General features: G+C 51.8%; 19 protein-coding genes. 13 read left to right on the top strand and 6 right to left on the bottom strand.

Annotated elements, in window-relative coordinates; genetic code table 11:
- Positions 1 to 79: 79 nt before the first annotated feature.
- The gene (gene aroQ / locus B036_RS0101890) at positions 80 to 502 is read right to left on the bottom strand and encodes a type II 3-dehydroquinate dehydratase (protein ID WP_020566989.1); all 423 of its coding nucleotides are present in this window, start codon (positions 500 to 502) and stop codon (positions 80 to 82) included.
- A 187-nt stretch (positions 503 to 689) separates the two neighbouring features.
- Between aroQ and B036_RS0101880 the strand changes: the two genes are divergently transcribed.
- The 3 genes from B036_RS0101880 (at position 690) to B036_RS0101870 (ending at position 4309) form a co-directional block, all read left to right on the top strand.
- Complete coding sequence (locus tag B036_RS0101880) at positions 690 to 2138, top strand: oligosaccharide flippase family protein (RefSeq protein WP_020566988.1); 1449 nt, start codon at positions 690 to 692, stop codon at positions 2136 to 2138.
- Positions 2139 to 2316: 178 nt separating this feature from the next.
- Positions 2317 to 3456, top strand: coding sequence for a ferrochelatase (gene hemH / locus B036_RS0101875; protein ID WP_020566987.1), 1140 nt, complete (start codon positions 2317 to 2319; stop codon positions 3454 to 3456).
- A 178-nt stretch (positions 3457 to 3634) separates the two neighbouring features.
- Positions 3635 to 4309: a hypothetical protein gene (locus tag B036_RS0101870; protein ID WP_026231589.1), complete on the top strand. Its 675-nt coding sequence runs from the start codon at positions 3635 to 3637 to the stop codon at positions 4307 to 4309.
- Between the two features lie 60 nt (positions 4310 to 4369).
- On the opposite strand, the gene B036_RS0101865 is transcribed toward B036_RS0101870, so the two are convergent.
- A complete protein-coding gene (locus tag B036_RS0101865) occupies positions 4370 to 4567 on the bottom strand; it encodes a hypothetical protein (RefSeq protein ID WP_020566985.1) in 198 nt (65 codons plus the stop codon).
- 150 nt (positions 4568 to 4717) lie between these two features.
- Here B036_RS0101865 and B036_RS0101860 point away from each other — a divergent pair, with 150 nt between their 5' ends.
- The 5 genes from B036_RS0101860 (at position 4718) to B036_RS0101840 (ending at position 9930) form a co-directional block, all read left to right on the top strand.
- A complete protein-coding gene (locus tag B036_RS0101860) occupies positions 4718 to 5599 on the top strand; it encodes a glycosyltransferase family 2 protein (protein WP_020566984.1) in 882 nt (293 codons plus the stop codon).
- A gap of 25 nt (positions 5600 to 5624) precedes the next feature.
- Positions 5625 to 7076 carry a hypothetical protein gene (locus B036_RS0101855; protein ID WP_020566983.1) on the top strand — a complete coding sequence of 484 codons (1452 nt, stop codon included), beginning with the start codon at positions 5625 to 5627 and terminating at the stop codon, positions 7074 to 7076.
- Positions 7076 to 8473: an aromatic amino acid lyase gene (locus tag B036_RS0101850; RefSeq protein WP_020566982.1), complete on the top strand. Its 1398-nt coding sequence runs from the start codon at positions 7076 to 7078 to the stop codon at positions 8471 to 8473. The genes B036_RS0101855 and B036_RS0101850 overlap by 1 nt, the downstream gene beginning before the upstream one ends.
- 116 nt (positions 8474 to 8589) lie before the next feature.
- Complete coding sequence (locus B036_RS0101845) at positions 8590 to 9237, top strand: hypothetical protein (protein ID WP_020566981.1); 648 nt, start codon at positions 8590 to 8592, stop codon at positions 9235 to 9237.
- Between the two features lie 45 nt (positions 9238 to 9282).
- On the top strand, positions 9283 to 9930 hold the full coding sequence (locus B036_RS0101840) for a hypothetical protein (protein ID WP_020566980.1): 648 nt from the start codon (positions 9283 to 9285) through the stop codon (positions 9928 to 9930).
- Between the two features lie 60 nt (positions 9931 to 9990).
- Here B036_RS0101840 and ligA read toward each other — a convergent pair whose 3' ends face one another.
- From ligA to serS, 4 genes are all read right to left on the bottom strand, one after another.
- Positions 9991 to 12117, bottom strand: coding sequence for an NAD-dependent DNA ligase LigA (gene ligA, locus B036_RS0101835; protein ID WP_020566979.1), 2127 nt, complete (start codon positions 12115 to 12117; stop codon positions 9991 to 9993).
- A gap of 22 nt (positions 12118 to 12139) precedes the next feature.
- Positions 12140 to 12703 (bottom strand): ribosome recycling factor, encoded by a 564-nt coding sequence (gene frr / locus B036_RS0101830; RefSeq protein WP_020566978.1) that lies wholly within the window; start codon positions 12701 to 12703, stop codon positions 12140 to 12142.
- A 165-nt stretch (positions 12704 to 12868) separates the two neighbouring features.
- Positions 12869 to 13567: a zinc metallopeptidase gene (locus tag B036_RS0101825; RefSeq protein ID WP_020566977.1), complete on the bottom strand. Its 699-nt coding sequence runs from the start codon at positions 13565 to 13567 to the stop codon at positions 12869 to 12871.
- Between the two features lie 68 nt (positions 13568 to 13635).
- On the bottom strand, positions 13636 to 14916 hold the full coding sequence (gene serS / locus B036_RS0101820) for a serine--tRNA ligase (protein ID WP_020566976.1): 1281 nt from the start codon (positions 14914 to 14916) through the stop codon (positions 13636 to 13638).
- Between the two features lie 779 nt (positions 14917 to 15695).
- On the opposite strand from serS, the gene rho reads away from it, so the two are divergent.
- The 5 genes from rho (at position 15696) to B036_RS0101795 (ending at position 21458) form a co-directional block, all read left to right on the top strand.
- On the top strand, positions 15696 to 17861 hold the full coding sequence (rho, locus tag B036_RS0101815; RefSeq protein WP_020566975.1) for a transcription termination factor Rho: 2166 nt from the start codon (positions 15696 to 15698) through the stop codon (positions 17859 to 17861).
- Positions 17862 to 18291: 430 nt separating this feature from the next.
- Positions 18292 to 18936, top strand: a complete 645-nt coding sequence (locus B036_RS0101810; protein ID WP_020566974.1) for an MBL fold metallo-hydrolase — start codon at positions 18292 to 18294, stop codon at positions 18934 to 18936.
- Positions 18937 to 19046: 110 nt separating this feature from the next.
- Positions 19047 to 20291: an efflux RND transporter periplasmic adaptor subunit gene (locus B036_RS0101805; RefSeq protein ID WP_044101581.1), complete on the top strand. Its 1245-nt coding sequence runs from the start codon at positions 19047 to 19049 to the stop codon at positions 20289 to 20291.
- A 28-nt stretch (positions 20292 to 20319) separates the two neighbouring features.
- Positions 20320 to 21006, top strand: a complete 687-nt coding sequence (locus B036_RS0101800) for an ABC transporter ATP-binding protein (RefSeq protein WP_026231587.1) — start codon at positions 20320 to 20322, stop codon at positions 21004 to 21006.
- Between the two features lie 101 nt (positions 21007 to 21107).
- Positions 21108 to 21458 (top strand): PadR family transcriptional regulator, encoded by a 351-nt coding sequence (locus B036_RS0101795; RefSeq protein WP_020566971.1) that lies wholly within the window; start codon positions 21108 to 21110, stop codon positions 21456 to 21458.
- Positions 21459 to 21475 lie beyond the last annotated feature (17 nt).

Below are 21475 nucleotides of genomic sequence, written 5' to 3'. Positions count from 1 at the left end.
ATTGAATTGTACCCTAGTAAATGTTTGACGGGTGCAAGTGGTTGATTCGGTCGTCTAAAAAAAGAATGCTGTTACTCGCCTACAAAAAATACTGCACCGCCAGTTCATACCCCCGCAAACCAAACCCAACGATAACTCCCTCCGCCACCGGCGAAACGTAGCTGTGGTGGCGGAAGGCCTCCCGCTTATGGACGTTGCTGATGTGCACCTCCACTACTGGCGTTTTAATACCGGCAATAGCGTCGGCGATGGCAATACTGGTGTGGGTTAGCGCGCCGGCGTTGAGAATGATGCCGTCGTAGTCGAAACCGACGTCATGGAGTTTATCGAGGAGGTGCCCCTCGTGGTTGCTCTGGTAGTACTCCAGCGTGACATCGTCGTCCACGAATTTACCCTTGAGGTGAATCATGAAATCGTCGAAGGTATCTTCGCCGTAGATTTCCGGCTCGCGCCGGCCCAGGAGATTGAGGTTGGGACCGTTGATAATGATGATGCGGAGCATGGTTAGTCTATTGGTGTTATTGGTCTGTTGGTGCTGTTGGGCCGTTGGCGTTTAAATGTCGCTTTCATTGGAAACGAGGAAGTGAACTACCTTCGTAACCGCAGGGTGAAGATAATGGTAATTCTCCATCACTTGGCCTCGGTAGCCTAATAGACCAATACCACCAACAGACCAATAGCTCCAAACCATGGTTGGCCAGTTTTTTCGCAACGCTCTCCTTCAAGTCTCCCTGAACCTACTGGTGAAGGGCGTATATCTGTTTGCGGTAGAGCGGGTAGTGCAGAACATCCTGCCGGAGGGAGATTATGGCCTGTATTTCGCCTTGCTGGGGTTGGGGATGCTCCTGCAGGTGGTCGCCGACTTCGGTTTGCAGTTGTACAACAGCCGGGTACTGGCGGGGCACCGCCAGCTGTTAGCAAAGTATTTTCCCTACTTCATTGGCCTCAAGCTGATGCTGGGGACCGCCTTTTTTTTACTCCTTTTGCCAATAGGCTATTTGCTTGGTTATCGTGCTGCAGAAGTGCAGCTGCTACTCATCGCCGGAGCGGTTCAGTTTTTCAACAGCCTGGTGTTGTACCTGCGGTCCAACCTCTCCGGCCTGGGGAAATATGCGCTGGATGGTTGGTTCAGTATTCTGGACAAGAGCCTCATGATCCTCACCGTTGGTGGTATATTGTTATACGTACCAGAAGAGCTGACGATCCTCCGCTTTGCGGGCCTGCAACTCATGAGTTGGGCCGTAACTGCGGCATTGCTGGTGTTGGTCGTTCGTGATCGGCTACCGCGTAAACTCCCTAAGTTTTCCCGGGCCACTTTTATGGCGCTGCTCAAAGGCGGTGCGCCCTACGCGCTCGCCGTGTTCCTGGCCACGGCCTATACCCGCACCGATGCCATCATGATCGAACGGTTGCTGGCCGACGGGCCAGCGGCGGCCGACCACTACGCCGCCAGCTATCGCTTGCTCGATGCCCTCAACATGATCGGCTGGCTGCTGGCCGGCTTGCTGATCCCGATGTACGCCCGGCTTTATGCGCAAAAAGAAAGCTTACTGCCCTTGCTGAAATTCAGCGTGCAGCTTTTGTTGGCAGGCTCCGTTTGCGCAGCGATCCCGCTGGCGCTTTACTGCCAGGAAATAGTTGAGCTGCTCTACGACTTTGCCGAGCCCCGCACCGGCCAGATCCTCTTTTTTCTGGCCTTCAGTTTCGTAGCGCAGTGCCTCAACTATGCCTACGGTGCGCTGCTGAGCGCAACGGGCTTCATTGGCCGGATGAATAAAATTTATGCCGTAGGAATTGCCCTGAACCTCGGCGGAAACCTGCTAGTACTTCCATATTACGGTGCGCCCGGAGCTGCGGCTGTCACCCTGCTGACGCAAGGGTTCGTGGCGGTGACTCAAGCGGCGCTGGCCCACCGGTGGCTCAGCCTTCCGGCTAAGACCATTGCCTGGGGCCGGCTTTTGCTCTTTACTGCCCTGCTTGCATCCTGCGGCCTCGCCCTGAATCAACTTGTCGAGTTGTCCGTGTTGTCATGGTTGCCAGCCTGCCTACTCCTTGGTTTCTTTGGCTTAGCCCTAACCGCAGTGTTAAAATTAATCGATTTCCGGAAGCTACTCGAACTGGCCCCTGGTCAGCAGTAAATGCGTACGAACGGAAGAGAGCCATATAGCGCGGCAGCCAAGGTCCCTTATCCCTTATCAAAACGAGCGAAGCGGGCATCTCTTTGCGGCAGCACTACTAGACTACCGACTACAAGACGAATAAGGCGAGGCCGCGGGTGCAAGAAAACGGTAAAAAAAGCAAGGTTTCCTAACCCACATGAAAACCAATGAGCGCGCAGACCGTTACTTCCCCATGCACGTTCAGAAACACTTCGGTAAACAAGGTATCCTCCTCGTCAATCTCGGTACACCCGATGCGCCCACTCCCCGGGCCGTCAACCGGTACCTGAGTCAGTTCCTTACTGATCCACGGGTGATCGACAACCTTCCCGGCATCAGCCAACAGGTGCTCGTTCGCGGTATTATTGCCCCTATCCGTTCTGGCATCGTCAACCCGTTCAAGCCCGGTGGGTCCACTAAACTCTATCAGGAACTTTGGACCGAAAATGGCAGCCCTCTTAAGTACTATGGCGAGATTTTGACCGAAGCAGTAGCCGAAAAAATGGGAGACGACTACATCGTCCGCCTGGCCATGCGTTATCAAAACCCCAGTATTGAGGAAGCCATTAAAGAATTGTTGGCCGAGGAGGTAAGTTCTATCACCGTGTTTCCCCTCTTTCCGCATTATGCAAGTGCCTCCACTGGCAGTGTACACGAGGAAGTAATGCGCCTGCTCAGCAAAGAACAGGTGATTCCGAATTTGAACCTCATCAACAGCTTCTACGACCACCCGGACCTGATCAAAGTCTTCGCTGACAATGCCCGAGACCTCGGGGACCTGGATCAGTGGGACCACGTCCTCTTCAGCTACCACGGTCTACCCCAGCGCCACCTCAAGAAAGGAGACCGCAGCGGCTGTCATTGCTACGCCGATGGAACGAACAGCTGCTGCAGCAGTATCCAAAAGGTCAATCAATTCTGCTACAGCGCGCAGTGTCATGCCACTACTCGAGCCCTAGTGGCCGAATTAGGCCTCAAAGAAGGTACCTACTCTACGTCTTTCCAGAGCCGGCTCGGCTTTGACGAATGGGCCAAGCCCTATACCATTGAAACACTGGAAGACCTGGCAAAGAATAAAGGCGTGAAGCGAATGCTCTGTTTTAGTCCCGCTTTTGTCTCTGACTGCCTGGAAACCACCATCGAAATCAGCGTGGAGTACCAGGAGGAATTCATCGAATGGGGCGGGGAACACATCCAATTGGTACCTTCCCTCAACGATGATCCGCGGTGGATCAATGCTGTTGTGGAAATGCTGCGGACGGAAGTGGGGGAGCCGGCCGCTGCACAGCCTTTGTAGACGAAACTTCACTGCGTTCGGTTTCTTGGCAGACGGGCTTCGCCCTTGCAGTAAGTAGCAGGTAGGCTACCGCACGCGGCAGCTCGTTTCGCTCGTGTGTTATCCTTTTGTGCCTGTGACGTAGGAGCGCAGCGAGCGTCTCCTACGCGGTAGCCTACGCACTATCAACCTTCCCACTATGTCTCGCTTAACCTATTTCAAGCATCGAAGCCTCCTGCCTTTCCGGTTGGCGGGTCTTCGTTTTCGCCGATTGTGCGCGTTGGTGAATAAACCATTTTCCGGCCGTGGCCTGGTCGATATTTTGTTTGCCCTGGCGGATCTGCTCGGTTTTTTTGACCTGTACGAACTGCTCACCAGCGGCCTTTTTCCCAAAACCCGGCCACTCTCTCCTGCGGAATATAACCTGCTGTTTCCCATTTTTGGCGATAGTGTGCCCTACCACCTGATCCGCATCGATGAGCGGGCACTGATCGGGCCTTCCTGGGCGGGGTTTTTCTACGTCAGTTTTTACACCATCAATAGTTGGGGCCCGATGCTGCCGCCGACCCTGATCCACGAGGTAGTCCATATCTGGCAGTATACCCATCGGGGTGCGGCATACATCCCGAGGGCCCTGTATGCCCAAACCACGCCGGAGGGCTACAACTACGGAGGGTTGGAGCCTTTACAGCAACACTCGGAACTCGAAGACTTCAACTACGAGCAGCAGGCCGACATTATTGAAGATGCTTTCCGGTTGGCCAACGGCTACCAGGCGCAGTGGGTGCGGGGGCGTGGGGCTGAGGTGCTACCAGTGTATTATCCGTACTTGGAGTTAATACGCAGTAGGAATTACTCTAGTCTAATCAGGTAGTCATCGCCCTTTGGCGCTATTCGGAGTCGCTTGCCTTCAACTTTGATCGTATTGAACCAACTAAGGATTTTCTGCTGGTTCAGGCCCATTACGGTAAATTTGCTGCGTGATGCGGAGGTCTATGTCGTTGCAGATGGTATGGCCCGGGGTGTTGACCAAGGTCAGTTTACTTAGACTAGCTGGGGTGAAACGGCTACTAATTTCCGGGGATTCAACCTTTAGCCCTTTGAAATAGCCTGTTGCTTTGCGGGCTTTCATCTGTGTTCGTTTTATCATTAATTACCACTTTTGTTAAAACCTTACCCAGACTTCTGGTTCCCAGCTCCTAGTTCCTAATAAGGCGCGGCCGCAGGTGCAAAGAAAAGTTTCGGGAACAAGGTAAAGGAATGACTGCTGTACCTTTACCTAATGCTCTCCATCTGCATTCCTACATACCGGTACGATGTCCGCCCGCTGATACACGAGTTGCTGCGACAGTCGGCTGAACTGAAAGAGGTTGTCGAAATACTGGTATATGACGATGCCAGCCCCGACGATGGGGATTGGGGACGGGAAGAATTGCGACAACTGAAAGGTATCCGCTACGTCGAACTGGAAAAAAATCTTGGCCGGGCGGCCATTCGTAACCGGATGGCCAGAGAAGCCACCCAACCCTACTTGCTCTTACTTGATGCCGATGGCTGGCCCTCTCCTGATTTCCTTTTGACCTACTTCAATTTGCTTCGGCAACTGAAGGAGAAAGAATCATTCTCCATCGTTTGGGTAGGTGGGCGAATTTATGAGGAAACATCTCCCGGACCAGACCGGCGGTTACACTGGCACTATGGTCGTAGCCGTGAATCCAGCCCCGCTGAGCAACGACGCGAGCAACCATACCTGGGGTTTCAGTCCAATAATTTTGTGGCGGATAAAGAGGTGTTACTGCAGTTTCCATTCCCGGAAGATGTCGCGGGCTACGGACACGAAGACACGTTGTGGGGGCAAGAATTAAAAGACCGGGATGTATTGCTTTTGCATGTTGACAATCCGGTCATTCACCTTGGCCTGGAAACCAACGACGTATTCCTCCGCAAGCAACGCGAAGCCATCCGGAACCTTGCCCTGCTCCACCAACAATTTCCGCACCTGCGTACGCGCCTGATCGATATGGTTAAAAAATACCCCTTTGCGTTAATTGTGGCCAGGATGATCCCGGAGCGTTGGGGGAAGAAATTGCTGATCTCTAGTCCAACGCTTTTCCTTTATGTCCTGGACCTGCTGAAGTTGCGTTGGTGGGGAGAGGAGCATTAGGTAAGAATTGTTAAATTGCAGCTTTATGAACGAGATAAAGATTTACACCCATACTCCTTTTCGAACTAATCTCTCTTTAGTTGAGCACAATCAACGTTTAACCGCGAAAAAGCTGGAAGAACTGTTCATCAAAGCAGAGAAACATATTGAGAAAATAAAAACGGATGGTCATTCTAATCTCGAATTCAAACGGCTGAACGAAGAAGATAAAAAGCACAAGTCCGTAGTTTTTGAATACCTCGCAGAGGACTCAAAAAGAATAAAATCGGAGCTGTTTAAATTACGGCTTGACAAAAATGCTCCCGTCATTCAGCAGGCCCTTAAGGAGGGTATTCGTGCCGCTTGTGTAGAGTGCAACTTTTCTATCGAGAACGCCAGGATAATTGAGGGGACAACTAATATTCTGTTGTTTGACGATACGATAGGACAGTTCATGTTCGGCGTATCTCTTCAGTTGCCGAAGGACCCGGATGTGGACAAACTAGCGGCTTTTCTACAGCCGTTTACCAACAGAATTGCCCAAGTGGTTTTAGCTGAGGTTTACCAGACAATTATTTTCCCCACCTTAAAGATCATTCAGCGGGAGCAAAACCGTAAGGTGCCCCTTATCTCTCCGGTTTTTCATCACCTGGGATTTCCGGATATTCAGGATCCGAATAATAACCGGAAGGCGTATGGCCGCTGTATAACTTGCGGTATTCCTTTGTGGACAAGCCGAACGGTGGTCATTGAAAAAACAACTTCCTGGAGTGAAAAATTCGCGGACGCCTGGATCGTGACACGCAAAGACGATCAGCGAGACAATTCTTTACTTTTTTCCAGTCGTGAAAAGGCTTCGAAAAAAGAGAATATTTATCTGGGCTGGGGGCACAACCTCGTAGTTGATGATTTCGGATCGTCGGATTTTAATTTCGCGATGGATGCAATGACCTACGCCCAATATTATTATGCGTTGTTTGATGTCCTTAGCAACAACCTAACCTATTCAATTTCTTTGTCCCGTAACCTCAAGAAACTAACGAGGACCCGCTACATGCGTAAAACGTTGGACGAACTGGTGATGACCTTTAACATTACCAAGACAGAGTATAATGATCTGTTTTTCAACCTTCAGGCCACTCGCTCTTACTTTCTGGGGGATGTTATGGAGAAGTGGGGAACGCAGGAGTTACTGGAGAATATTGAAAATAAATCAACGGTTTGTGCCAGCATTATTAACCGGAGTTATCAAAAGAGTGTAAACCGTAGCCAAAAGATTGCAGAAACGTTGTTGTTATTGATCAGTGGGGTTGCAATTTTGGAGTACTTAAAGGGGTTGGCGGAATTTACCTGGGCGCGCAAACCAGCCGCTCATGATCCCTTCAGAGGGGTGTTGGATCTTGGCCAATACGACCCAAATTTGATGCAATGGATCGGAATTGGCGTGCTGCTGTTGCTGTCAATAATTTACCTGAGATCTTTGAAAAATCGTGCCTGATGGAGCAACCACTTTATGTACAGCTGATTAATCATGTCCTGGCAGGCACGGCTCCGGAATATTTTTATGAAGCCAGAAGCCGGATCAGAGCGGAACGCAGCCACTTAGGTCAGCTTATTGAGCAAGGAGAACGAATTTACGCGGTTAACTCACTTACGGGACACAAAGACGATGTAGTTCTCAGCCCTGAGGAAATGGAAGATTTTCAGGAGATCCTGATCAATAACCACCATCTCCCGTCAGTCTCCTTTTTTGACGGGTTCACCGGAAGGTGTATCGCCTACCTGAAAACTCATCAAGTAGCCCTTGGCTACACAGGAATAAGCGAAGAATTGTACGATGTGCTGTTGGGCGCTATTGCTGCGCCTGATTTTCAGCCGGCAATTCCCAAAGATGCGAGTTACTCCAGTGGAGACGTAATTCCAGGGGCTTACCTTGCTAAAGAATTATTGAACTTTGCCGAACGTGAAAAACTTGACTTCCGGCTCCGGCCTAAAGATGGCATCTCTCTCCTCAACGGTAATTTTGTCCACCTTGGTAGCGCACTTGCCCTGGTCCCTGAGCTCAAATCGCATTGGCTTTTAAGTATGGCGTCGGCCGTGTCGAACGCGAGCTTGTGCCAGGCCAATGACACTAACTACCTGTCTCCATTCAGTAAAGACGCTAATGACCCGATTTTAGCCGTAGCGACAGCCTTTAAACAGGAAGGTCGACGTCCCGTACAAGACCCCGTAAGTCTGCGCTGTATGCCCCAAAATCTAACGGCTTTTTATCGTGGCCTCGAACACTGGTACGGAGCCCTGGAAATGGAATTACACCGCTATTCGGACAATCCATTGATTGTGCCAGGGTTTGATTTTGCTATCTCGCAGGGAAGCTTTGTCGCAACGGACCTAAGCCTGGCAACTGGCCAAATCATCGAAAACTTACTTTTACTAGCCTGGCAAGTGTGTGAGCGAAACAAATACCTGCTTAGTGGGAAAGTCGCCGGTGTTCCGGAAGATGCAGCAATCGGAGCATCTGACCTCGGTCTGATACAGGTCCCCAAATTGATGCAAGCCACCTTAGAGAGTATGCGCATGCAACTTGGGCGTAGAACCTTTGCAAGTGGCTCTCAAACCTCGGGAGGAACCGAGGATTTCTGGAGCTATGGCACCCTGCTGAACCAGCAATTGACCGCTGGGTTAGAATTTTATCGTCGTATACTAAACCTGGAAGGGGCTACTCATCTTTACGTTGCGGCCAATTTAGGAAGGCCCGGATTCTACACTGCTGACCAGTTTAACCCCGGCGAGAAAATAACTTTCACTCAGGCATATGATCACTTTACGGGGTTAACCCAAAGCGAAATAAGTGACTGGCAGAAAAGTCATTGGCAGTTTCCTGAGCCTCAGTAGCTTAAAAGCTTGTAATTAGTGAATCAAGCGCTGCAGTTTATTCCTTTTTGAGCGTCGTACAGGGGGCGTTTTTGCATCCGCGCCCGGACCTGACTATCTTACCAAAAAACAAGCAAATGGAACCCAAAGCAATTGTTGGATTAACCATGGCCTTTGCTTTTACTGTATTGCCCTTACTGATTGTGTTGGTCATCTACCTGCGTAATAAAAAGGCGAATCGAGACTCTCAACGGGTGATCAGCGATCCCGATTTGCTCCGCCTGATTAATAATCAACCGGACCAGCTCATTTCTCCACACCTGTTGCGCGACCAAACGGAGTTGACCATCCACGAGGCAAGGTCCCGACTCAGTAACTTAATGATGTACGGTATATTGAACCGTAGTGTCGGTGGGTCCCGCTATTATTACAGCCTGAAGGAGTCGTTGCCGGAAGAGAAAAACTTGTCCCTTTCCCCGGACCCCTTCCTTACGGTCGAAGACTTACTTACAATTTTTGAAGTGCATAACTATCGTGTTTCTGCCCAGGACCTGATACTGACAACGGGTTTACCGTTGAATGTACTCAAGCGGGAAATGAAACATTTTCAAAAACGAGGAATTGTACAGAGTATGCGGGGTATGGTACCGCAAGGGGCCGTCAGTAATCGCTTCTTCACCCTGCAGGAGCCTTACCGGAGTAACCCGGAGCGATTTCGTGCGAGGGCTGGCCAATTAGACCTGGAGCTCAAGGAAATTCTGCTAAATGAGAACTTAATTGTTTAGTCCCTCGGGCTAAGGGTTCATTTGATAAGTTGAATATTAATAACTATGTCTAAAGACGAAATTGCCATCGCAGTATTGGTGGCATTGGTGATTTTTCTGATTTCCTTCGGAGTCATAGCGTACATCCGGCAACTCAAGACCAACCGGGAAACCCAGCGAACCCTCTCGGACCGGGATTTACTACAAATGGTTGCCAATGAACCAGACCAGTTATTATCTCCACATCAGCTACGGGATAAGACAGGTCTCTCGCTCAACGAAGCCCGAACGCGACTGAACAGCCTCTATACGTTCGGCGTATTTATCCGCAGTTCCAACCGGACTGGCCGGCATTTTTTCAGTTTGAAAGATCCCTTGCAGGACATTCCCAAGCTTGCGCTGTCCGCTGATCCTTTTTTGACGGTGGAGGATTTACTGGAGATCTTCGAGCATTATGATTACCGGGTCACTCCTCAAGAACTCCTCATGGCGACTGGCCTGCCCATGGATATCCTTAAGCGGGAGATGAAATACTTTGAAAGCGAAAAAATTGTGCAGCGCTTACAACGGATGGACTCCGCCGGGATGGTGACCCGTAAGTTCTACGTCTTACAGGATCCCTACCGCAGCGATCCCGACCGCTTCCGCGTACAGGCCAGTAAAATAGACCTGGAAATGCGGGAGATCCTGATGAATGATAACCTTATAGTTTAGTCTGTTGGTGCTGTTGGTCTATTGGTACTAATGGATCAATAGACCAACAGCACCAACAGACTAATTACCCATCTCCGTCAAGAACTCCTGCTCCGTCATCACCAGCACGGTACCCAGCGCCTGTGCTTTCTTAAGCTTCGATCCTGGCTTCTCACCTACCACCAAAATATCAAGCTTACTACTGACGGCCGATACGATGCGGGCACCGGCAGCCTTGGCTTTTTCTTGCGCTTCTTTACGGCTCAGCTGTTGTAGTGATCCGGTAAAAAGCATCGCTTTACCCAGGAACGGACCTTCGGTGACGGCTGCGGCAGGCCGGTCTTCTTCCGTAGGCCGAACGTTGACGCCCAGCGTTTCCAGCTCCCGGATCATGGCAACGTTTTCGGGGAGGCTAAACCATTCGGTGACATTTTTGGCCACCGTTGGGCCTATGTCTTTTATGTTAGTAAACTGTTCTTCCGTCCACTCGGCCAGATCGAGAGCATGCTCAATGTTCTGCGCCACTAACTGAGTGGCCTTTTTGCCGAAGTGGTGGATGCTGAAACCGTATAACAGGCGCCAGAGCGGTTGCTTTTTTGCTTTCTCAATGGCTGCCTCCAGGTTATTGGCGGATTTATGGCCAAAGCCGTCAAGCACTGAAATCCAATCGTAGGGCAACCGGTAGACATCCACGATGGTATCTAGCCAGCCTTTGGCGTGGAAGAGTTCGACATAGCGTTTGCCCATACCGTCAATGTCCATTGCCGCTTTTGACACATGGAAGATGATGCGCGCCAGGTCCTGTTTCCCGCACACACACGTTGGGCAGCGCCAGGCGGCTTCTCCATCTTCCCGGATCAGGGTGACGGGCGTATCTGTCGTATTGATGGGGCAAACGACGGGCCATACGATGGGGACTTCGCTACCGTCCCGAAGATCTTCCATCGGTTTTACGATGTAGGGAATGACGTCGCCGGCGCGTTCGAGTAATACCTTATCTCCAAGCCGCAGGTCTTTGTCCCGGATAAAATCCTCGTTGTGCAGGCTTACACTGGAAATCATTACCCCGGCCAGGGATACCGGAGTTGTCTTAGCCACTGGTGTAATGGTGCCAATTTTACCCACCTGATACTCTACGTTTTCCAACGTTGTCGTCGCCTGCTTCGCCGCAAATTTATAGGCAATGGCCCACCTTGGGTGGTGGCTGGTATAACCGGCGCGTTCCTGCAGCGCAAGATCATCGACCTTGACGACCATCCCGTCAATCTCGTAAGCATATTCCTCCCGCTGAGCCTGCCACTTGGCGCAGAAGTTGGCCACGCCAGTGATGTCATCGGTACTGGTACGTTCATAGCCGGTCGCCGGAACTTTGAAGCCCAGCTCCGTAAGTACGTCCATAGCCTTAGTATGCGTTCCCAGGGCCTGCACCGCGTCGTTGCCCTCGGCATCCACGCCATAGCCGAAGCTGTAGATGAAGGCTTCGAGGTTACGGTCGGCTACTTCTTTGGGACTTTTCATCCGCAGTCCGCCAGTGGCGGTGTTACGGGGATTGGCGAAGAGGGTCAGACCGTCTTGTTCGCGTTGGGCGTTCATCTCTTCAAAGCGGTCTTTACGGATGATGACCTCTCCCCGGACCTCCACCTTTTGCAGACCGTACTTGCTGAATTCGGCGTGGAGTGGGATGGACCGGATCACGCGGGCATTATGGGTCATTTCTTCACCCTGCACGCCGTTGCCCCGCGTTGCGGCACGTACCAGCTGATCATTTTCATAAACTAGTACGATGGTGCCTCCATCATATTTTGGTTCTACTGCGTAGGCGAGGGGTGCCTCTTCGTCCATGTTCAGCATCCGCTTTACCTGCTTGTCGAATTCTCCCAGGTCTTCAGCGTTGTAGCTGTTGCCGAGGGAAAGCATGGGGACCAGGTGGGGGACGCTTACGGAGTCGCCCGTCAGGTCAGAGCCGACGCGTTGCGTCGGGCTGTCGGGCGTCACCAGGCCAGGGTCAGCGGCTTCGAGGGCTTCGAGTTTTTTGTACAGGGTGTCGTACTCAAAATCACTCAGTACCGGGTCGTCCTGCACGTAGTAGCGCCACTCATGGTAGCGCAGGAGGTCCTGAAGTTCTGCGGCTTGTTGCTGCGGATCGGCAGTTACCTCGTTGGTCAGATAGGCTTTGGAGCGGGCGTAGTTTTCAGCGGGGGTGGGCATGGGGCGAAGGTAGGGTTTCCACCTAAAGCGTCATCACATCCTTCTCCTTATTCTCGACGATGGTATCTACTTTTTTGTTGTAGCCATTGACCCATCCCTGGATTTCGTCTTCCTTTCGCTTGCCGGCATCTTCGGGGTAGCCGTTCTTTACTTCGTCCTTGACGGCCTTCATGGCGTCCTGGCGGGCATTACGGATGGAGATTTTTGCGGTCTCGCCTTCGACTTTCACCTGCTTGGCGAGCTGCTGCCGGCGTTCGGTCGTCAGCGGTGGGATGTTGATGCGAATCATTTCGCCGTCGTTCATGGGGGTGACGCCGAGGTTGGCCTCAAAGATGGCGCGCTCAATGTCCCCCATAGCAGATTTATCGAAAGGCTTGATCGTAAGGGTGCGAGCGTCGGCAGTACCGATACTGGCCACTTGCTGGATCGGGCTTTTGGAGCCATAGTAGCTGACGAGTAAACCATTGAGCATGGCCGGACTGGCCGTTCCCGTACGGATCTTTAACAGTTCACGTTCGAGGTGCTCGATGGCTTCGTCCATCATCATTTTGGCTTCTTCTAGCTGTTCGCCTAGTAATTCGTCCATCTTTAGAGGTGTTGTTGGTTGTTTAATTGGTAGCTGTGGCAGGCCGGGGAAACATTGCTTTTATTGACCCGGTTTAGCACCTGCGACCGCGCCAAAAAAACTGGCGGGCAATGATTATAACGCAAGTGAGCGCCAAAAATAAAGATTTAATCGAAAAAAAATCGATTACCTGCGGTTACGAGACTGCAAGATCAACCAAATTAATACGGTAAGGGCTGAAAGTGCCGAAACGACGTAAGTCATCGCAGCCCACCAAAGTGCATCTTTTGCCCCTTCGTGCTGGACGCCAGTAGCTACACCTGTTTCATCAAGCCAGGCTAGTGCCCGCTTACTTGCATCAAACTCGACGGGCAAGGTGACCAAGGCAAAAAGGGTGGTGATTAAGAAAGCCGCCACGGTGATCTGAAACAGAATGCCGCCAAAACCGGAGGCAAGTCCACCAAAAGCAAACATGAGCAGAAAACCCTGGGCCCGGCCAGCCAACTGGACAACCGGCACCATCTTGCTTCGAAAGGCCAGCCAGGTATACGCCTCGGCATGCTGCACCACGTGGCCGCATTCGTGCGCAGCCACTGCCGCAGCTGATACGGTGCGACCCTGATAAACCTCGGGGCTGAGGCTTACCGTTTTGGTCTGTGGGTTATAGTGGTCTGACAAGAATCCTTTGCCCTGCACAATTTTCACGTCACTGATCCGATAATAAGCCAGCATTTTCTGCGCCACCTCAACACCGCTCATATTATTGGTCATCGGCACTTTTGAGTACTGTTTGAACTTACTTTTCAGGCGATTGCTGACCAGCATGCCGATACCACCAAAAACCATGGTGATGATGATGTAAATGGCGTAGGGACCAGAGAACATGTAGTTGGTTTTTTAAATCTGTTGGTTTTTGGACGTGCGGTTTTGTACTCAAGTCACATCTAAGTGTATTATTTACGTACAAGCTTGCTCATGCCAAGGTAATGGTGGAGAACCTTCGGCAAGATAACACCGTCCTCTGTCTGGTTGTTTTCCAATAGCGCAGCGATGATGCGCGGCAGGGCCAGGGCACTACCGTTGAGCGTGTGCGCCAGTTCAGTGCCTTTTTCTGCCCGGTACCGCAACTTGAGGCGGTTACTCTGGTAGGTCTCGAAGCAGCTGACACTGCTGACTTCCAACCAGCGTTCCTGCGCAGCGCTCCATACTTCGAAGTCGAAGGTCATCGCGCTGGTGAAACCGAGGTCGCCGCCACAAAGGCGCAGGATACGGAACGGCAAGCCAAGCTCATTAAGCAGGTCGCCAACGTGGGCCACCATTTCGTCCAGGATCGCATAGCTGTTGTCGGGGTGAGCAAACTGGACGATTTCCACCTTGTCGAACTGGTGCACCCGGTTGAGGCCACGCACGTGGGCGCCATAGCTTCCTGCTTCCCTGCGAAAGCAGGGGGTGTATCCCGTTAGTTTGATCGGGAAGTCGCTTTCGTCCAGGATAACGTCGCGGTAAAGGTTGGTTAAAGGGACCTCGGCCGTAGGGATCAGGTAAAAATCGTCCTCCGTGCAGTGATACATCTGACCTTCCTTATCGGGCAGCTGACCAGTGGCGCGGGCAGAGGCTTCGTTGACCAGCAGTGGTGGCTGGTACTCCGTGTAACCGGCTTCAGTATTGCGGTCGAGGAAATAATTTACCAGTCCCCGGGCCAGGCGGGCACCTTGTCCGGTAAAGACCGGAAAGCCTGCACCGGTAGTCTTTACGCCCAGTTCCAGGTCGAAAATACCGTACTCTTCGGCCAGTTCCCAGTGGGGCTTAGCGCCGGCTGGCAGGGTAGGGAGTTGGCCTGCAAAGGGCTTGAATAGCTCGTTGTCATCCTCGGTTACACCGGCGGGTACCAGCTGGTGCGGCACGTTGGGCAGACCGAGCAGTGCTTCCTCCAATTGGGCTTTCACGGCTTTCAATTCCTCCTCGCCGATGGCTGCTTCGTCTTTAATAGCGTTGACTTTGTCCCGCATGGCGTTCCCTTCCTCACGCTTGCCGGCTTTCATCAGTGCGCCGATTTTATCACTCAGATTATTACGTTCGGCCAGTAAACTATCGGTACTGGTTTGCAAAGCCTTGCGCTGGTCGTCGAGGGCAATTATCTGATCAACGGTTGCTTCAGCGTTGGCAACCTGGCGCTTGGCGAGACCAGCAAGGACACGGTCTTTTTCGGTGCGGAGGGTGTGGAGGAGTAACATATGTGTTAAGACTTTTAATTTATCAGTACCCAGACCAATTTGGGCGCGACCGCAGGTGCAGGGGAGAGGTCAGGGAGCAGTATTCAGTCTTTAGTAATCAGTGCTCAGTCTTTAGCGTTCAGGTCTCAGTTTTCACGCATTACTTGTGACTCCTGAATATTGAACACTGACTTCTGAATACTGAGACCTGAACCTTGCTCCATGTCCCCGTTTTTCTGCGGAAGTAACGGTGGTTCAGTGGCGAATAGTTGCCGCTTAACCTAAGTTGTCCGCAAAGGTAACAGTATAAGGAATAAGAGCATGTATGATTTAAGGTGGTTGAAGCATTACTTTTAGTTTTTTGAGGGGGCAGATCACCCGAAGTGCTTCATGGGTAGTGCTACCGTAAGATCAGAACAGCATCGTGAGCCCTCTCAAGTAGGGCCGCCGCGACCGGCGGAGCCAGCCGTGCAGGGCGGCGCACGATTGCAAGGAGGTTTCTTGCGATAATCATAGCGTGCCCCGTACTTTTTTTTCGCTACTTTAAAATAAAAGCCCTACTTTTGTCACGCTGGCAGTTCTGCTGGCCGATCAATCAGCCAATTTTTCTGTGGCTACGCTGATCAACTTCTTCATAAAGTTGCCATTTTACAAGGGGTCTTAACACACCTCAATACTGTTTCCTTTTACTGGAAGCTGAATAACCTCCAAAGTATACCGGCAATATTCCCCCACAGCGCGCACCTGAATTTCTGCGTACCAATTCCCCCCAATTCACCTTCCATAGTACCATATAATTAATGTTAAGCATAGCGCAATTAAAGGCCATGCTGGTCCCTGAACTAAAGGACCTGGCCGAAAACATGGGACTCAAGTCCTATCAGAAATTAAAGAAACAGGATCTTATCCTGGCGATTCTTGATCATCAGGCCGTGCAGGGAACTTCCTCTGCCGCCGAGCCACCCGCAGCATCAGATACTGATCGCGTTCCTAACCGCAGGGCTGCTGCTATAGCTTCTGCTGCTAAGCGCGGTGATGACAATAAAGACAGTGACAAGCCAAAGGGCCGCAGCTCGCGAGGTCGGGGTAAAGCCACCGATAAAGCTAAGGACCAGGACGAAAAGCCTACCCGTGGCGGCCGCTCAAGCCGTACCTCCAAGAGCTCCGACGACAAAGACACTGAAAAGCCTACCCGTGGCCGCCGCAGCCCTCGGGCAGCGAAGGCTGAAGATGGCGGAGACGACAAGCCAACACGCGGCCGTCGTACCGTCCGGGGTGCAGATAAGGACAAGGAGGAAAAGCCTGGCCGTTCGCGTAATACCGACAGCACCGAAGGCGACGATAACGACAAGGCAGAAGATAACGGCCGCTCCCGTGGCCGTGGTCGGAATGCCAACCAGGAGACTAGCAACGACGAAGAGAACAGCGGCCGTGGCCGTGGTCGTCGTCAATCCCGCTCCGACAACAACGAAGAAAGTGGCCGTGGCCGTGGCCGTACGCCACGCGAAGACCGTGACCAGCCCTCTGACGAACAGCAGGAGTTTGCCCGCGGCCGTGGCCGTACCGGTGATGGAAACCAGCAGCTGGAACGCTACGAACGCCGTCGGTATGATGATGATCGTGGAGGACGTACCCGCGGTGGAGATCGTCAGTCAAGCCAAACTCGTGGTGGAGACGATCGGAGCCAAAACAACGATCGCAGTTCAAATACTGAACGTAGTTCAAGTACCGACCGCAACCAAGGTAATGAGCGCAGCCAAAGCAACGAGCGCAGTAACCGCGGAAACGATCGGAGCCAAAACAACGATCGCAGCTCCCGCCAAACACGAACACCAGAGTACAAACTCGATGGCCTCGTTTCATCTTCCGGTATCCTGGAGATGATGCCTGATGGATATGGCTTCCTGCGTTCACCGGATTACAACTACCTCACCAGCCCGGACGATGTCTACGTCAGCCCACAACAGGTCAAACAATTTGGCCTGAGAACGGGGGATACCGTTAAAGGACCAGTTAAACCACCAAAGGAAGGGGAGAAGTATTTTGCACTACTCGAAGTAGAGCTCATCAACGGCATGGAGCCGAAACGGATGCGCGACCGCGTTCCCTTCGACTACCTCACCGCTCAATTTCCGACCGAGAAATTCACCCTCAGTGGTCGCCCCGACGGAAAAGATTATGGCATGCGCCTGATCGATCTGTTTACCCCCATCGGTAAAGGGCAGCGTGGCCTCATCGTCTCCCAGCCGAAATCCGGTAAGACTTTCCTGCTGAAGGACGTCGCCAATGCCATCGCCAAGAACCACCCTGACACCTACCTCATCGTGCTTCTTGTAGACGAACGCCCCGAGGAAGTAACGGACATGAAGCGCAGCGTTAAGGCCGAAGTGATCAGCTCAACCTTTGACGAGCCAGCCGAAAACCACGTCCGCGTAGCCAACGTCGTACTGGAAAAAGCCAAACGTATGGTTGAGTCCGGTCACGATGTTTGTATCCTGCTGGATTCTATCACCCGCCTGGCGCGGGCCTACAACACCGTTCAACCGAGCAGTGGTAAGGTGCTCTCCGGTGGTGTTGAAGCTAATGCACTTCAGAAGCCTAAGAAATTCTTCGGTGCCGCCCGTAACATTGATGGCGGCGGCTCACTGACCATCCTGGCTACGGCCCTGATCGATACAGGTTCCAAAATGGACCAGGTTATCTTTGAAGAATTCAAGGGTACCGGTAATATGGAACTTCAGCTCGATCGGTTCCTCGCCAATAAGCGGATGTATCCGAGTATCGACTTCACCAAGTCAAGCACGCGCCGCGACGACCTCCTGCTCGACCGCGACGTACTGCAACGCATGTTCGTTCTCCGCAATCACCTGGCCGACATGAAGCCCGAAGAAGCCTTCCTGTTCCTGATGCGGCACATGAAGAGCACGACTTCGAACGACGAGTTCATCGCTTCTATGAACTCGTAACGGAATTGACCTTAACATCGAAATAATCTTAATCCCCGGATCGACGCTCGTTGGTCCGGGGATTTTAGGTAAGTTATTCAACTTATCGAAAACCTGTTGGTAATCGTACAGTTTGACCAACAACATGAATCAAGAGCTAAAATGAGTATTTACCTGTTGAAACAGTCGCGACGGTAATCAAATGGTGAATAATTAAAGGAGAGAAGGAAAGAATAAGCTGCCGCAAGTACCGTACTGCGCTACGCTTGCTCACACTATGGCGAACAAAGCGTAGCGCAGTGAGTGGTACTTGCGGCAACCTATTCTCTCGTTAGCTGCGCTGCTGCCTGCGGCGGTCAATTATTCTCCAATTCAATTATTTGCTGAATCCCAAGCTACTTTTGAAGTAGAGTAACTCACTTTAGATCTTGACCCGCGTCAATAAACCAATATGACAACCGTACTAAGCCTAACCTTTAACCCCGTCTCCGAAAACACCTATCTCGTCTACGACGAAGATTCGCGGGAAACCATCATCTTCGATCCCGGCTGTCTTTCACCGGCAGAAGAACAAGCATTGGTAGCTGCCATCGAGGAGCTGAAGTTGAAACCAATAAAACTGATCAACACGCACTGCCACTTCGATCACGTATTTGGAAATGCTTTCGTCAAGAAAAAGTATGAGCTTGAATTAGGGATTCATGAACTCGAAGCGCCCTTGCTGGAGTCAGCACCAGTAGTAGTTAATATGTATGGCATGCCGCCAATGACCCCCTCGCCACCGGCAGACTATTTTATCCACGAAGGAGATACCGTCACCCTTGCGGATACTTCTTTGGAAGTTTTATTTTGTCCCGGCCATTCACCAGGAAGTATCTGTTTTTACAATAAAGCCGAGGGCTACATCATTGCCGGAGACGTGCTTTTTGATGGTTCTATCGGCCGGACGGATCTGCCAGGTGGAGACCATCAAACCCTGATCGGCTCTATCCTGACCAAGCTCATGCCGCTACCTGACGAAACTAAAGTCTACCCCGGTCACGGCGGGCCAACCACGATCGGAAAAGAACGAAACAGTAATCCGTTCTTAACCTGATCATCATTTCCAGGAAATCGGGTAAGAGAGCAGCCAGTTAAAAAAAGAGGCCCGCCTAAAACTTTTTATACCTAATGTCGTTAGGCAATTGTACCTAACAGTGACAGGTAATGGATAGTCCCCGAAAAAGGCCCGGTTATTGGCCAAAAATAGTAGGCTTTGTTGTTCCTTCTACACTTCTCCTGGTAGTGCTGGCTTGGTTTTATTGGCAACCAGCCGCTACCGTCAGGGTAGATGCCGAACGTGTCCGGATCACCACCGTTACTGAAGACCGGTTTTACGAATACATCAACCTCGACGGTCGGATCGAGCCAGCGGTGACTTACGTTATTGACAGCAAAATCTCCGGAAATGTGGAGCGCATATTCGTGGAGTCCGGCGAGAACGTCCGCCAGGGGGATACGCTGCTGCAGCTCTCCAATGCCGACCTGGAGCTGGAAGTGATGCAGCGCGAAAGTCAGCTCATCGAACAGCTCAATAATCAGCAGCAGACCCAACTGCTCATTAATCAGAACGACTTTAACCGTCGGGAACAATTGGTAGAGATAGACTTTCAGCTGGCCCTGCAGGAGAAGCAATTCCGAAGGGCAGAAGAGTTACTGGCCGGTGGTGTTATTGCCACCAGTGATTTTGAGCCAACGGCCAACCGCTACCGCTACTATCAGCGCCGACGGGGATTGCTAGCTGCCTCATTCCGGGCAGACAGCCTGGCCCGTCAGATCCAGTTGAAACAGCTGGGAGCCTCCGAAAACCGTATCCTGAACAACCTGGAGAAGGTGCGAAAAATTCTGGACCGGTTTTACCTGCTGGCGGCAACGGACGGTCGACTCAGCGATTTTACCGTGCAGACTGGTCAAGCCATCACCAGTGGCCAGCGTTTGGGCGAAATCTACAGTCTGGAGAACCCCCGGATCGTAGCCGAGATCGATGAATTTTACCTGAATAAAGTTAGCGTGGGCCAACGTGGCCTGCTTTCTGCTCGGGGAGATAGCCTCCTCCTTCTGGTGGACAAGATTTACCCCAACGTTAACGGTGGCCGTTTCCGGATCGAAGCAAGTATGGCAGATGCCCAGTCCGTATCCAGCGCATTCGTTAAGGGCCAATCTGTAAGGTTTCGCTTGCTTTTTGGCCCCGAAGACTCCAGTATTTTACTGGCCAATGGTGGCTTTTTCGGCTCCACAGGGGGGCGATGGGTTTACCGTCTCAATGACAAGGTAGCCGAACGAATCCCGGTTCGGTTAGGTCGGGCCAATCCTAATTTTTACGAAGTCCTGGAAGGTCTCCGTCCCGGCGACCGTGTCATCGTTTCAGCCTATGACAACTTCGATCAGTATCAAACCATAATGCTCAACTGATATGATTGCTTCTTCTAATACTCCACCGATTGTAAAAATGCGTGGTATCTACAAGTACCACTTTACCAGAGACGTGCAAACCGCTGCCCTGAACGGCCTGGACCTGACGATTCACCCTGGAGACTTTGTCGCCATCGCAGGCCCCTCCGGTAGCGGCAAATCGACCCTGTTGAATTTACTTGGGCTCATCGACGAGCCTTCCAGGGGCACTTACCATTTGCATGATCAGGAGATCGGTGCTCTTTCCCGGCGGGAGCGGTCCCGGCTGCGTAAAGAAAGTATGGGCTTCATCTTCCAGAGTTTTAACCTGATCGATGAGCTGTCCGCTGCAGAGAATGTTGAGCTTCCTCTCATCTATCTTAAGGTTCCATTGGCTGAGCGTCGCCGGCGCGTAGCGGAGGCGATGGCCGAATTAGAAATGAATCACCGGATGGACCATTACCCCCGTCAGCTCTCCGGCGGTCAACAACAAAGGGTTGCCATCGCCCGGGCCATCGTGACCCAGCCAACCCTCATCCTTGCGGATGAGCCTACGGGTAACCTTGATTCCGAGAACAGCCGGATAGTGATGGAAAAACTACGCCAGTTCCATCAGCAGGGTTCCACCATCATCATGGTTACCCACTCCGAAGAAGACGCAGCGTATGCCTCCCGTATCGTCCAGCTTTTTGACGGAACACAGCTCCTGTCCGAAAACGAGTTCATCCGGCAGTAGGCCGTAGTAAAGCGTAAAACCATTTTGCAGCCCCGCTTTTGGGATAGTCATCATGGCGCATCGCTCAACACTTTATCAAATTTTATAAAAAAATCACCGCCATGCCTTCCAAAGTACTCGTTGCTGCCTCCACCAAACCCCTGGTGCTCTCTGTTTTATCCCATGGAAAAAACTACGGATACCGCATTATAAAAGAGATTGAAGCCCTTTCCGGAGGAGCCTTGCAGTGGACAGACGCCATGCTCTATCCCGTGCTCAAGCGAATGGAAAAAGAGGCCTTGATCACTGCCCATTGGGTGGTAACGGAAAACGGCCGTAAGCGGAAATACTACGAGATCACTGAGGAGGGCAAAGCCCAGCTTCAACAAGATCGCCAGGAGTGGCTCAGTGTTAACCGGATTTTTGCTCAACTCTGGGCCCCCAATACCGACCTCTCCCTAATTAAGGACTAACGAAACAACGCTATTAC

This window comes from Neolewinella persica DSM 23188, from assembly GCF_000373105.1.
Classification (GTDB): Bacteria; Bacteroidota; Bacteroidia; order Chitinophagales; family Saprospiraceae; genus Neolewinella; species Neolewinella persica.
Note: the sequence above shows the minus strand (reverse complement) of the source record. Positions and strands in the feature narration are given on the sequence as shown.

Bases quoted from the DNA above. Each gene is read 5' to 3' on its own strand.
- aroQ (WP_020566989.1), bottom strand. From the start codon at position 502: ATGCTCCGCATCATCATTATCAACGGTCCCAACCTCAATCTCCTGGGC.
- B036_RS0101880 (WP_020566988.1), top strand. From the start codon at position 690: ATGGTTGGCCAGTTTTTTCGCAACGCTCTCCTTCAAGTCTCCCTGAAC.
- hemH (WP_020566987.1), top strand. From the start codon at position 2,317: ATGAAAACCAATGAGCGCGCAGACCGTTACTTCCCCATGCACGTTCAG.
- B036_RS0101870 (WP_026231589.1), top strand. From the start codon at position 3,635: ATGTCTCGCTTAACCTATTTCAAGCATCGAAGCCTCCTGCCTTTCCGG.
- B036_RS0101865 (WP_020566985.1), bottom strand. From the start codon at position 4,567: ATGAAAGCCCGCAAAGCAACAGGCTATTTCAAAGGGCTAAAGGTTGAA.
- B036_RS0101860 (WP_020566984.1), top strand. From the start codon at position 4,718: ATGCTCTCCATCTGCATTCCTACATACCGGTACGATGTCCGCCCGCTG.
- B036_RS0101855 (WP_020566983.1), top strand. From the start codon at position 5,625: ATGAACGAGATAAAGATTTACACCCATACTCCTTTTCGAACTAATCTC.
- B036_RS0101850 (WP_020566982.1), top strand. From the start codon at position 7,076: ATGGAGCAACCACTTTATGTACAGCTGATTAATCATGTCCTGGCAGGC.
- B036_RS0101845 (WP_020566981.1), top strand. From the start codon at position 8,590: ATGGAACCCAAAGCAATTGTTGGATTAACCATGGCCTTTGCTTTTACT.
- B036_RS0101840 (WP_020566980.1), top strand. From the start codon at position 9,283: ATGTCTAAAGACGAAATTGCCATCGCAGTATTGGTGGCATTGGTGATT.
- ligA (WP_020566979.1), bottom strand. From the start codon at position 12,117: ATGCCCACCCCCGCTGAAAACTACGCCCGCTCCAAAGCCTATCTGACC.
- frr (WP_020566978.1), bottom strand. From the start codon at position 12,703: ATGGACGAATTACTAGGCGAACAGCTAGAAGAAGCCAAAATGATGATG.
- B036_RS0101825 (WP_020566977.1), bottom strand. From the start codon at position 13,567: ATGTTCTCTGGTCCCTACGCCATTTACATCATCATCACCATGGTTTTT.
- serS (WP_020566976.1), bottom strand. From the start codon at position 14,916: ATGTTACTCCTCCACACCCTCCGCACCGAAAAAGACCGTGTCCTTGCT.
- rho (WP_020566975.1), top strand. From the start codon at position 15,696: ATGTTAAGCATAGCGCAATTAAAGGCCATGCTGGTCCCTGAACTAAAG.
- B036_RS0101810 (WP_020566974.1), top strand. From the start codon at position 18,292: ATGACAACCGTACTAAGCCTAACCTTTAACCCCGTCTCCGAAAACACC.
- B036_RS0101805 (WP_044101581.1), top strand. From the start codon at position 19,047: ATGGATAGTCCCCGAAAAAGGCCCGGTTATTGGCCAAAAATAGTAGGC.
- B036_RS0101795 (WP_020566971.1), top strand. From the start codon at position 21,108: ATGCCTTCCAAAGTACTCGTTGCTGCCTCCACCAAACCCCTGGTGCTC.